Here is a 10979-nt window from a genome sequence, read left to right as displayed (position 1 = left end):
CCCCTCCGCGGCGGGACCGGCTTCCGGCCCCGCCGAAGCCGCCGGGGGAGATGCTGCCGCCGCGGCTGCCGGACGAGCCTCCGAAACCGCCTCGGCGACCGCCGCCGCCGAGGAGCGAGTTGATGACGATCCCGCCGAGGATCGCGCCCATCATGTCGCCCGATCCGTTGCCGCGCGCCGCGGGGGCCGTGCCGCCGAACATGCCGCCCTGGAACACGCCCACGTCGTTCTGCGCGACGCGCAGCGCCTGCGTCGCGAGGTCGTGGGCGCGCTGCGCGGCGGCGAGGGCCTGGGCGGGGTCGGACTGCTGCATCTGGCGCGCCTGGACGAGGGAGGCCCCGGCCTCGGCGAGCCGCGTGCGCGCCTCGGCGCCCACGGCCCCGCGACGCGAGCCGATGAAGTCCTCGGCGGCGGAGATCTCGCCCTGCGCCTGGGCCAGGAGGCCGCCGAGCTGCTGGGCGGCGCGCGCGGCCTGCTGCTGTGCGTCACGGACGCCCGCCAGCAGGGCGTCGATCTGCGCGTTCGCCCGGTCGAGCTCGTCGCGCGCGAACAGGGGCCGCTTCGCCGTGCCCGTGATCAGGGCGCGGGCGGCATCCACCTGGGCCCGTGTCGCCGCGATGACCGGTGCGATCCGGCCGTCCGGATCGGGCAGGGCGCTCGCCGCGGCGATGTCGGTCTCGAGGTCGGCGATGAGGGCGGCGGCGTCCGTCTCGGCCTGCGCGAGGTCGGCGCCGAGGCGACCGACCGCGTCCTGCAGCACCTGCGCCTGCGAGACCGCGTCCTCGGCCGCCCGGATGCTCACGGCCGCGGCGCCGCCGTTGCCGGCGCCGATCTGCTGCTGAGCGGTGGTCAGCTGGGTGTCGGCGAACGCGAGCCGCTGCTGCGCCTGCTCGGGATTGTCCGCGATCGGGGCGAGGGCGAGCGGGTCGTAGGTCGTGCGGAGGGCGGCGAGGGCCGAGGCGGCGGCCTCGTGCGCGCCGCCCACCGTGGCGCGCAGCTGCTGGAGGCGGGCCAGCGCTTCGGGCGCGTTCTGCTCGAGCTTGCGCAGCTCGTCGAAGGCGGCGGCCTTCTCGTCGAGCTGGGCGTTCGCGGCGTCGCACAGCTCGACGATGCGCGCGTTCCACGCCCGCGCGTCGGACTCGCTGTCGGGCGTCGCGTCGTCCAGCCTCTGCTTGAGCGAGAACGCCTCGTCCAGCTTCGACTTCGCGTCGGCGAGTGCCGCGGCGAACTCGCGGGCGGCGTCGTCGCCGAACTGCGCCCGGGCGAAGCCGAGCTCCTGCTCGCTCGTCTTGACCGCATCGTCGGTCTGCACGAGAGCCGACGACGCGCGGCGGGCGAGGTCTTCGAGGCTGACCGGCGGCGGCGCCCCCGGCGTCGCGCCCTGCGGACCGCGGCGCCGCGACCGGACGACGATCCACACGACGAGCACGGCGAGGGCCAGCAGGACCACGATGAGCAGGATCGGCACGATGCCGCCGGCACCTCCCGCCGAGGTTCCTCCCGAGCCCCCCGCGATCGCGTCGGCCAGCCCGTCGGCGGCGGCGGTCGCGGCGCCGACCCAGTCGCCGGAGCTGAGCGCGGGCTGCACCCGCTGCTGCTCGATCGTGGTGAGCTCGTCGCCGGTGACCGGCCCCGCGGAGTACCCGGACAGGTAGTACTGCCGGCCGTCGGTGGAGATCGCGAGCAGGTACTGGTGCGGGCCGAGACCGTTGTTCTGAGCCGTCTGGTTCGCCCACTCCTCGGGAGAGGACGGGTCGGTGAACTGCGGGACGTAGGCGACCCACAGATCGACTCCCGAGCTGGCCGTCAGGGCGCGCAAGCGCGTGTCGACCTCCGATACCTGGGCCCCGGAGAGCACCCCCGACTGGTCGACGACGCGCGAGGAGCTCAGGGCGACGGGGCTCGTCGCCACCGCTGCCGCCGCACCGCCGAGGACGATCGCCGCTGCCGCCGTCAGAGCCAGCCACAGACGCGCACGCATGCGTGATCCTCCCTGCGCGAGGCGCGGGTCCCTCGCTCCCTCCCTTCGATCCTATGCCCCGCGCGGCATGGCACGATAGGCGGACCGACGGGATGCTGCGGGTCTGCGCGGACGCGGCCCGTCGTCCCGCCCGGCGGGAGTCGGCCCGGTAGGGTGTCGGCTTCGGAGGAACCATGATCGACGACGGATTCGGCCCCGACCGGTACGGAGCGGACGTGCTCGCCGCGGGATGGCGCGACGCCGGTCGCGCCATCGTCCCGCGCGTCGAGGCCACCGCGGACCTGGTGGTGGAGGTGGCCGGCGACGGGTTCTGCGGAGCCGTCACCGGCATCCAGTCCGGCCACGTCGAGCTGGAGGATCGGCGCGGACGGCGCCGACTGTTCCCGCTCGGCGGCGGCTTCCTGATCGACGGCGCCGCCGTCGTGCTCGAGCCCCCGCGACGCGCGGCGACCGGGCCGCGGCGCACGGCGTCGGGCTCCTTCGCCGCCGACACCGCGCGGGCGCGGGTCGCGCGCGCCTCCCGCATCCTCGTCGAGGGCCGCCACGACGCCGAGCTGGTCGAGAAGGTGTGGGGCGACGACCTGCGCGTGGAGGGCGTGGTCGTCGAGTACCTCCAGGGCGTCGACCTCCTCGAATCCGTGCTGCGCGACGAGCCGCCCGGGCCGGGACGGCGCTACGGCGTGCTCGTCGACCACCTCGTGCCGGGCTCGAAGGAGTCGCGCATCGCCGACGCGGTCGCGCGCGGGCCCCACGGCGCGCACGTGCGCATCGTCGGGCACCCCCACATCGACGTGTGGCAGTGCGTCCTGCCGCGTGCGCTCGGTATCGCGTCCTGGCCGGAGGTGCCGCGCGGCATCGAGTGGAAGGTCGGCGTGAGCCGGGCGCTCGGCTGGCCCGCGCACGACCAGGCCGACATCGCGCGGACGTGGCAGCGGATCCTCGGGTCCGTGCACAGCTACCGCGACCTCGACCCGGCCCTGCTCGGGCGCGTCGAGGAGCTCATCGACTTCGTCACCACCTGACGGCGCGGCGTCCGCCGGTACCCTGGTCGGATGCCGCACGAGACCGAACCCGCCCCGCGCTACCGCGACAAGCCCGTCTCGTTCGTGCGGCGCAGCGGCCGGATGAGCGACGCGCAGGAGCGGGCGTGGGCGGAGCTGTCGCCGCGGTACGTGATCGAGGTGCAGCGGGATGCCGCGGCCACCAGCATCCTGCCGGGGACGACGATCGCGCCCGCCGAGGTCTACGGGCGCACCGCGCCGCTGATCGTCGAGATCGGCTCCGGCCAGGGCCACGCGATCGTGCACGCCGCGGCGCAGACGCCGGACACCGACTTCCTGGCGGTCGAGGTGTTCCGCGCGGGCCTGGCCCGGACGATGCTCGACGCCGACCGCGACGGTGTGCGCAATCTGCGGTTGGTCGAGGCGAACGCGCCCGAGGTCCTCGAGCACCTCCTGCCCGAGGCGAGCGTCGACGAGCTCTGGATCTTCTTCCCCGACCCGTGGCACAAGGCGAAGCACAACAAGCGGCGGCTCGTCGCCCCCGCCTTCCCGCCGCTCGCGGCGCGGGCGCTGCGCGACGGCGGGATGCTGCGGCTGGCGACCGACTGGGAGGACTACGCCCTGCAGATGCGCGCCGTGCTGGGCTCTGCGTCGGAGTTCGCCGCGGCGTTCGAGGGGGCGTGGGCACCGCGCTTCGACGGACGGGTCATGACCGCCTTCGAGCGCAAGGGGCTCGCCAAGGGGCGCGAGATCCGCGACCTCGCCTACCGTCGCGCGGCGCGCGGCCCCTCCGACGCGGCATGATCTCGACGGCGGCCTCGGACGCGTCCTCCCGCCGGTGGGCTACGGCCGTCGGCCCCGCCCTGATCGTCTGCCTGGCCGCGCCCGCGTTCTTCGTGCTGCTGCAGCCCCTGATCGGCGTGGGGCTCCTCGCCCTCGGGGTGGGCGCCGCGATCGCGCGGGAACGGGGCCGGGTCGCCGCATCCGCACCCTCGCTCGCCCGCGACCTCTCGCTCATCGCGCTGGGCATGCTCGTCGTGAGCGCGATCTCGCTCGAGGCGAAGCTCGACGACCTCTCCATGATCCGCTTCACTCTCGCGCTCGGCGGCGCCGTCGCGGTGCCGTACGCCGTCTCACGGTGGGTGTACCGCGACCGGGCCATCCGGTTCCCCTGGCGCGGCGGCGGGCGTTGGAAGAGCTGGCAGTGGGCCTGGCTCGTCGCCGTGCTGGTGCTCGGATGGGCCCTCCTGCCGTTCTACTTCATCAGGTCCGGCGTGTACCGCAATTGGCCCGTGGTCGACTCGCCGGAGCTCATCGCCCGGCTGTTCGTCGGGGTCGGCGCGGTCGGCATCTGGGACGAGTTGTTCTTCATCTGCACCGTGTTCGTGCTGTTGCGCCGCCACCTGCCCGACGTCGCCGCGAACCTCCTGCAGGCCGTCGTCTTCGTCTCCTTCCTCTGGGAGCTCGGCTACCGGGCATGGGGTCCCGTGCTCACGATCCCGTTCGCTCTGCTGCAGGCGGTGATCTTCCTCAAGACGCGCTCACTCGGCTACGTCGTGACGGTGCACCTGCTGTTCGACGCCGTCGTCTTCGCCGTCCTGGTGCACGCCCACAACCCCGGACTGCTCGACGGGATCTTCCTGCTCGTGCCCGGCTCCTGATCAGGCGGCGACGCTATCCTCGTACCCGGACCCCGACCGGGTCTCCGGACGAGGGATCCCAGTACCCGGTGAGCGACAAGACTGGCCGAAAGGTCTCGTCATGTCCTGGCTCGTCCTCATCGTCTCCGGCATCCTCGAAGCCGTCTGGGCCACCGCCCTCGGCAAATCGGAGGGCTTCAGCCGGCCCGCTCCCACGATCGTCTTCGCCGTGGCGCTCGTCGCCAGCATGGGCGGACTCGCGTGGGCGATGCGCGACATCTCCACCGGCACGGCCTACGCCGTGTGGGTCGGCATCGGCGCCGCGCTCACCGTCGCGTACGCGATGATCACCGGCGACGAGCAGTTCTCGCTCGTACGGATGCTGCTCATCGTGGGACTGGTCGGATGCGTCGTCGGCCTGAAACTGGTCGGCCACGACTGACCGCCGCGCGCTCAGCGCTCCCCGCGCAGCAGCTCCAGACCGGCGCTGGCGAACTGGCGCGTCGTCGCGGACGGCAGGAAGGCCCGGGTCAGTCCGGCGCCGATCCGCGGCAGGTCGGCCTCGTCGCGGAACAGCAGGTACATCGTCTCGTACCGCGGGTGGAACTTCTGCTTGAAGCGGTGGAGCGACTGGAAGCCGTAGACGGGCTCCAGCGCGTCCGACAGGCGCGTGCTCAGCGCCGATAGCCCCTGAGCCTCGGGCGGGTACTCGTGCGCGAGGGGGGCACCGGACAGGGACATGATCTCGGCGCCTTCGTCGCGGAACGCCGCGGCGGAGCTGCCGATCAGGTATTCCATGACGGGGCCGAACCCGTGCTCGCGGCGACGCATCAGATCGAGCGTCCATCCCCGGATGCCGCTCTCGCCGTACACCGGCATCCACGACAGGAACCCGTGCACGTCCCCGCGCGGGTCCAGTGCGAGGGCGATGCGCACCTCGGGGTCGTCGGCCTCGGCGAGCGTGCCGAGCGTGAAGCGCATCTCCGGGAGCTGCTTCTCGCCGACCCACTGGTTCGAGATCGCCTGCAGCTGCGTGCGCACACCCCACGACTCGTCGCGCAGGCGGGTGAGGCGGAAGGTCATGTCCTCACGGCCGGCCCGGTTGAGCGTCGTGCGGACGGAGTTCCACCGCTTTCCGGTGTAGGCCAGGCCCGGGAGATCGACGATGGTGTCGTCGGCGACGACGAGCGAGCGCCACGTCGGGGGCACGGCCTCGAGCGTCGATGCGCCGGCGCTGAAGAAGCACGGTGCCAGGCCCGCCTGCTCGGCCGCCGCGATGAACTCCGCGACCGAGGAGGCGCGTCCCTCCTCCGGTCCGAGCGGATCGGCCAGCGCGATGGCCGCGCCCGCCCGGATCTGATAGGTCACGATGCCGGTGCTGGTGCCGAGGTAGCTGTTGCCCTCCCAGGTCGTCATCCACGAGAGCGTCCCGCCGCCGTGGGTGCGGATGAGGTCGGCGGCATCGCGGGCGGTCGGCTCCGCCCCTCGTGCCCCGAGCGCCGTGCGCGGAGCGCCGGCGAACGCGCCGCGCACGAGCACGAGGTACACCAGCAGCACGAGGGCGATGAGTCCGCTCCCGATCTCGATGGCCGTCTCGCCGTCGATGGGCACGCCCAGGTCGAAGTGGACGTCGAGGGTGACGACGGCGGCGAGGAGCGTCGCCGAGAGGATGTTGAGCGACAGCAGCACGAGTGCGCAGATCCACGCCCAGCGACGCGCGCGGTGCAGGCCCTGCGCGATCACGAGGACGACGACGACGTCGATGACCGTCGTGATCCACGAGCTGGAGAGCGGATCGGTGCTGCCGAACGGGCCGTAGGTCGGGATGATCGTCAGGATCACCTCGATGCCCACGAACGACACCATGCCGATGAACGCGATGAGCCGCTGCTCCCGCAGCGTCGCACGGCGGGGCCGCAGCGTGCGGTCGAAGAGGAGGACGGCCACGACCGCGAGGAGGTGTGAGAGGTCCGCCACGGTTCCGAGCACGAGCACGCCGACGATCACGACGGCGATGAGCACGAGCCAGCCGCGCAGGCGCCAGGGCGACGCCAGGAGGCCCATGACCGCGGCGATGCAGGCGAACGTGCCGCCGCTGGCGCCGACGTCGAGCGTGGTCGCGGTCTCCTGCACCCACTCCCACCCGGAGAAGACGCTGAGCGCGGCCAGGAGCAGCGCCGTGGCGAGGACGGCGACGATCTGACCGATCCAGAAGTAGGCGAGGGCGACGCGTGTGCCGCGGGCGTATTCGAGGACGCCCATCCCGATGAAGCCGAGGATGGTCGGGACGAAGAGCCACGGCTCGGCGACGAAGAAGGTGCCCGTCAGCGGCGTCCACCAGCGACCGGCCTGCAGGGCGGGCAGCCCGTAGGCCCACACGTCCATGCCGGCGCTCTCGTCGAAGGGCTCCCAGAGGCCCTGCGACAGCACGCCCACGATGAGGATCGCCACGACCGTGAGCAGGGTGGCGGGCAGATGACGCATGAGCCGGACGACGGCGTGCGTGCGCGCGGATGCCGCGGCGGCCGCCGGAGCGGGGGAGGCGGCGGGGGCTGTCTCCGTCATGCCTTCACCGTACCGGGAGCTGCCCCACGCCGCCGTGAACCCACGTCGACGCATCGCGCACCGGGGCGGTCGCCCTCAAAAGCGTGCCAGCAGCGCCGGGCCGAAGACCACGAGCGCCGCCACGGGCACCACGAGCACGCCCATCGCGGCCACGCCGATCGCGATCATGCTGCCGAGGATCGACAGCACGGCGGCGCCGACGGACGTCGCCGCCCCGCGGTCGGACAGCGCGATCCGCGTGTTCCGCGGCACGCGCGCGGTCCGCGACGACGACGTCGCGGGAGGTGAGGCCGGAGCGAGGACGAGGGTCGAGGTGGTCATGGTCTCGACGCTACGGACGGCGCGGGAGCCGCACATCGGACGGCGGATGCACCGGCATCCGCCGGGAGGATGATCTTCGCCGGCCGATCGGGGCACGGCGCCCGCACGAGCCGGCGACGCCCGTGTTGACATCCGTCGACGCATCGGGGATCCTCTGGTGCGGACCATTCGGCGGGGGCGGCGAGCACCGTCGCACCGCCCGCGTCCCACACCGTCGCCCGACACGGAGGAACCATGTCCGCCACCGCTCCCGCCGTGCTCTTCGTCTGCGTGCACAACGCCGGTCGTTCGCAGATGGCCGCCGGCTACCTCCGCGCCCTCGCCGGGGATCGCATCGACGTCTTCTCCGCCGGGAGCGAACCCGGCGACGCCGTCAACCCGGCAGCCGTCGCCGTCATGGCCGAGGAGGGGATCGACCTGTCGACCGCGACGCCGCAGATCCTCACGACGGATGCCGTGCGGCAGGCCGACGTCGTCATCACGATGGGTTGCGGCGACGCGTGCCCCATCTTCCCGGGCAAGCGCTACGAGGACTGGGAGCTCACCGACCCGGCCGGTCAGCCGGTCGAGGTGGTGCGCGGCATCCGCGACGACATCAGGGCGCGCGTCGAGGGGCTCATCGCCAGCCTGGTGTGACACCGCGGGCGTCAATGCGACGCCGTCTTTCGTCCTGTTGCGATTGGTTTCGACCTCGTTTCCGCTCGACGGCTCGCGGGGAGAGCCTGGGGAGATGCCGCATCTCATCGACGTCGACGGACTGAGCGCGGCGCTCGCCGACGCGAGACCCGTGAGGCTGCTCGACGTGCGCTGGCGCCTGGACGTGCCGGAGGGCCGGCCCGCCTACCTCGCGGCTCACCTGCCGGATGCCGTGTACGTCGACCTCGAGCGCGATCTCGCCCGACGCGGCCACCCGGAGGAGGGACGCCTGCCGCTTCCGCACGCGGAGGACATCGAGCGCGCGGCCCGCCGGTGGGGGATCGACGACGACGACCTCGTGGTCGCGTACGACGACAACGACTCCGTGGCGGCCGCGCGCGCGTGGTGGCTGCTGCGCGACCGGGGCATCGACATCCGCGTTCTCGACGGAGGGATCCGCGCCTGGGTCGCCCGTGGCCTGCCGGTCAGCGCGGGCGACCACGTGGCCGAGCCCGGCGGCGTCACCCTGACGGGGCGCGGCCCCCGCGTCGTCGGCATCGACGATGCGGCGCGCGCGCCCGTGGACGGCGTCCTGATCGATGTGCGGGCGCCGGCGCACTATCGCGGCACCGCGGCGGGGGCCGATCCGGCGGCGGGCCACATCCCCGGCGCCGTCAACCTGCCCACCACGACGTTCATCCGCGACGGCGGAGCGCTGCACGACGCCGCCGAGGTGCGGTCGATCCTGTGGGCGCACGGCATCGATCCGGACGGCGAGGTCGTGCTGTACTGCGGGACGGGCGTCGCCTCGGCCCACTCCGCGCTCGCGCTGGCGACGGCGGGCATCGACGCCGCCGTCTACGCCGGCTCGTGGAGCCAGTGGGCGCGTGATCGGCGCCGGCCCGTCGCCGTCGGACCGACGCCCGGAGACGCCTTCCGCGGCTGGTGACGGCGGCGATCACACCGTGGCGTCCGCCGCCGGCTCCCAGCCCAACAGCGGGGCGAGCACGCCGGCGATGTCCTCGAGGATCTGGACGTAGTCCGCCTCGCGGAAGCTGAACGGCAGTGCGAAGGCCACCTCGTCGACCTCGGCGAAGGCCCGGCTCTGCGTCAGCGTCTGGGCGATCTCCTCCGAGGTGCCGACGATGTCGGCCGCGAACAGCATCCGCTTGGGGCCGTGCGGCACGCCCACGCGGTGCGCGCGCGACGCCGCGTACGCGCGGTACCGCTCGCGCTGATCCGCCGTCGCGGTGTCGGTGGGGATGACGACCAGGCCCTGCGAGACGCGGGCGCGCTCGCCGTCGGGATGATGCTCGCGGAAGAGGCGGATCTGGGCGTGCTGCTCGCGGTCGAAGTCGGTGGTCTCCCGCGACTGGATCACGCTGCTGGTGAGCAGATGGAACCCGTTCTCGGCCGCCCACCGTGTGGACTCGGGACTGCCCGCGCCGTACCAGAGGCGCTGCGCGAGCGTCGCGGAGTGCGGTTCGATGCGCTCCGAGTACTCCTCGATGCCTTCCACGCCGGCGAAGGCGCTCACCGCGTCGCCGGCGAGGTACCGCCGCAGGCGCGCCAGCCTCTCGTAGCCGAACCGCTCGTGGGCGGCGGTGTCGGGGTAGAGCGCCTCGGCGATCTCATCGAAGCGGCGCGGCGGACCGACCGAGAATCCGGGCTCCAGCCGGCCGCCGGAGAGGACGTCGACGGTCGCCAGGTCCTCGGCCAGACGGAAGGGGTTCTCGAACCCGAGCGGGATGACGGCGGTGCCGAGGCGGATGCGGCGGGTGCGCTGCGACGCGGCAGCCAGGACGGCGACCGGCGACGAGATGCCGTACTGGAGGTGGCGATCGCGCAGCCAAGCGCTGTCGAAGCCGAGCCGTTCGGCCCGCTCGATGATCGCGAGGGTCGCCTCATGTCCGGGTCGGGGGTCGGCGCGGTCGAAGAGGCCGATGGTGAGGAAGCCGAGCGCACGTAGGGGACGGGTCACGCCTCCACGCTAGGCGCGCCGCCGCGTCGGATCGCCCGACTCGTGTCACGCGGCGTCACGCGGCGCGGCGGTCAGAGGGGTGCGCGCACGGAGCTGAACCGCGTGCGTCGCCGCAACGCGAAGCCGAGCCTCTCGTACGCGGCGATGGCACCCGTGTTCGACGCCGCGGCGTGCAGGAGGGCGCGGTCGCCGCGCTGCTGGATGTGGAACGCGACGTCGAGCACGAGACGGGACGCCAACCCCTGTCGGCGATGGTCGTCGTCGACGGCGACGGCGCTGATCTCCGTCCACCCCTGCGGGTGCAGGCGCTCGCCGGCCATCGCGACCAGGCGGTCGCCGCGGCGGATGCCGATGTAGCGACCGAGCTCGTGGGTGCGGGGGCGGAACGGACCGGGCTGATTGCGCTCCACGAGCGCGAGCATCTCGGGCACGTCGTCGGCGCCCAGGAGCACCGCCTCGTCGTCGGGGCGCGGCGACAGCGCCGCCGTCTCGACCAGCTGCACCCCGTCGCCGCCGCCGAGCAGCGCCCATCCGGGCGGGAGCTCGCCGTCGAAGCCGGACAGCCCGAACGCCTCACCCGGCGAGAGGATGCCGCGCAACGCGTCCCAGACGCCCGGCTCGTCCCACGATCGCACCGCCACGAACGGCGCGACGTCCTCCGGATACCGGCGGGCGAGGTCGTCGCCGATCGCGAACGTCGCATGGGGGCCGGCGAGGGAGGACCAGGCGGCGTTGTCCAGCGCGATCTCGCTGGCGGCCGTGGCGGGCGATGCGGTCATCCGTCCACTGTCGGCGTCCGCGACGCGACACGCAAACGCGTCCGACACGTCGGGCAACACGCGCGCGTCGGAGGG

11 protein-coding genes and 1 riboswitch are annotated in these 10979 nt (G+C 73.4%); of the genes, 6 read left to right on the top strand and 5 right to left on the bottom strand.

The genetic code is table 11. The features are described 5' to 3' along the window. The coding region (locus AC1Q49_RS12890) for a TPM domain-containing protein (protein ID WP_492492595.1) at positions 1–1981 on the bottom strand (1981 nt) is incomplete at its 3' end. A gap of 173 nt (positions 1982–2154) precedes the next feature. On the opposite strand from AC1Q49_RS12890, the gene AC1Q49_RS12885 reads away from it, so the two are divergent. From AC1Q49_RS12885 to AC1Q49_RS12870, 4 genes are all read left to right on the top strand, one after another. Continuing rightward, positions 2155–3003, top strand: coding sequence for a DUF3097 family protein (locus AC1Q49_RS12885; protein WP_492492593.1), 849 nt, complete (start codon positions 2155–2157; stop codon positions 3001–3003). Between the two features lie 30 nt (positions 3004–3033). Continuing rightward, positions 3034–3786 (top strand): tRNA (guanosine(46)-N7)-methyltransferase TrmB, encoded by a 753-nt coding sequence (trmB, locus tag AC1Q49_RS12880; protein ID WP_492492591.1) that lies wholly within the window; start codon positions 3034–3036, stop codon positions 3784–3786. Beyond that, positions 3783–4643, top strand: a complete 861-nt coding sequence (locus AC1Q49_RS12875; RefSeq protein ID WP_492492589.1) for a CPBP family intramembrane glutamic endopeptidase — start codon at positions 3783–3785, stop codon at positions 4641–4643. Before trmB ends, AC1Q49_RS12875 begins: the two co-directional genes overlap by 4 nt. A 23-nt stretch (positions 4644–4666) precedes the next feature. Then, positions 4667–4733: riboswitch (guanidine-III (ykkC-III) riboswitch) on the top strand. Positions 4734–4743: 10 nt separating this feature from the next. After that, positions 4744–5064, top strand: coding sequence for a DMT family transporter (locus tag AC1Q49_RS12870; protein WP_101306654.1), 321 nt, complete (start codon positions 4744–4746; stop codon positions 5062–5064). An 11-nt stretch (positions 5065–5075) separates the two neighbouring features. Here the strand turns inward: AC1Q49_RS12870 and AC1Q49_RS12865 are convergent, their stop codons facing one another. Together AC1Q49_RS12865 and AC1Q49_RS12860 are read right to left on the bottom strand one after the other, a co-directional pair. Beyond that, positions 5076–7187 (bottom strand): bifunctional lysylphosphatidylglycerol flippase/synthetase MprF, encoded by a 2112-nt coding sequence (locus AC1Q49_RS12865; RefSeq protein WP_492492587.1) that lies wholly within the window; start codon positions 7185–7187, stop codon positions 5076–5078. Positions 7188–7262: 75 nt separating this feature from the next. Next, positions 7263–7508: a hypothetical protein gene (locus AC1Q49_RS12860; protein ID WP_101306652.1), complete on the bottom strand. Its 246-nt coding sequence runs from the start codon at positions 7506–7508 to the stop codon at positions 7263–7265. Between the two features lie 234 nt (positions 7509–7742). Here AC1Q49_RS12860 and AC1Q49_RS12855 point away from each other — a divergent pair, with 234 nt between their 5' ends. Next, complete coding sequence (locus tag AC1Q49_RS12855; protein WP_060960872.1) at positions 7743–8144, top strand: arsenate reductase ArsC; 402 nt, start codon at positions 7743–7745, stop codon at positions 8142–8144. Between the two features lie 94 nt (positions 8145–8238). Then, positions 8239–9093, top strand: coding sequence for a sulfurtransferase (locus tag AC1Q49_RS12850; protein ID WP_492492584.1), 855 nt, complete (start codon positions 8239–8241; stop codon positions 9091–9093). Between the two features lie 9 nt (positions 9094–9102). On the opposite strand, the gene AC1Q49_RS12845 is transcribed toward AC1Q49_RS12850, so the two are convergent. Then, on the bottom strand, positions 9103–10125 hold the full coding sequence (locus AC1Q49_RS12845) for an LLM class flavin-dependent oxidoreductase (protein ID WP_060960870.1): 1023 nt from the start codon (positions 10123–10125) through the stop codon (positions 9103–9105). A gap of 71 nt (positions 10126–10196) precedes the next feature. Next, on the bottom strand, positions 10197–10904 hold the full coding sequence (locus tag AC1Q49_RS12840) for a GNAT family N-acetyltransferase (protein WP_061782538.1): 708 nt from the start codon (positions 10902–10904) through the stop codon (positions 10197–10199). Positions 10905–10979: the final 75 nt, after the last annotated feature.

This window comes from Microbacterium sp. MPR-TSA4 (genome assembly GCF_058792815.1).
Note: the sequence above shows the minus strand (reverse complement) of the source record. Positions and strands in the feature narration are given on the sequence as shown.

What these genes read in the sequence shown, in the direction of transcription:
- AC1Q49_RS12885 (WP_492492593.1), top strand. Translation starts at nt 2,155, where the DNA reads ATGATCGACGACGGATTCGGCCCCGACCGGTACGGAGCGGACGTGCTC.
- trmB (WP_492492591.1), top strand. Translation starts at nt 3,034, where the DNA reads ATGCCGCACGAGACCGAACCCGCCCCGCGCTACCGCGACAAGCCCGTC.
- AC1Q49_RS12875 (WP_492492589.1), top strand. Translation starts at nt 3,783, where the DNA reads ATGATCTCGACGGCGGCCTCGGACGCGTCCTCCCGCCGGTGGGCTACG.
- AC1Q49_RS12870 (WP_101306654.1), top strand. Translation starts at nt 4,744, where the DNA reads ATGTCCTGGCTCGTCCTCATCGTCTCCGGCATCCTCGAAGCCGTCTGG.
- AC1Q49_RS12865 (WP_492492587.1), bottom strand. Translation starts at nt 7,187, where the DNA reads ATGACGGAGACAGCCCCCGCCGCCTCCCCCGCTCCGGCGGCCGCCGCG.
- AC1Q49_RS12860 (WP_101306652.1), bottom strand. Translation starts at nt 7,508, where the DNA reads ATGACCACCTCGACCCTCGTCCTCGCTCCGGCCTCACCTCCCGCGACG.
- AC1Q49_RS12855 (WP_060960872.1), top strand. Translation starts at nt 7,743, where the DNA reads ATGTCCGCCACCGCTCCCGCCGTGCTCTTCGTCTGCGTGCACAACGCC.
- AC1Q49_RS12850 (WP_492492584.1), top strand. Translation starts at nt 8,239, where the DNA reads ATGCCGCATCTCATCGACGTCGACGGACTGAGCGCGGCGCTCGCCGAC.
- AC1Q49_RS12840 (WP_061782538.1), bottom strand. Translation starts at nt 10,904, where the DNA reads ATGACCGCATCGCCCGCCACGGCCGCCAGCGAGATCGCGCTGGACAAC.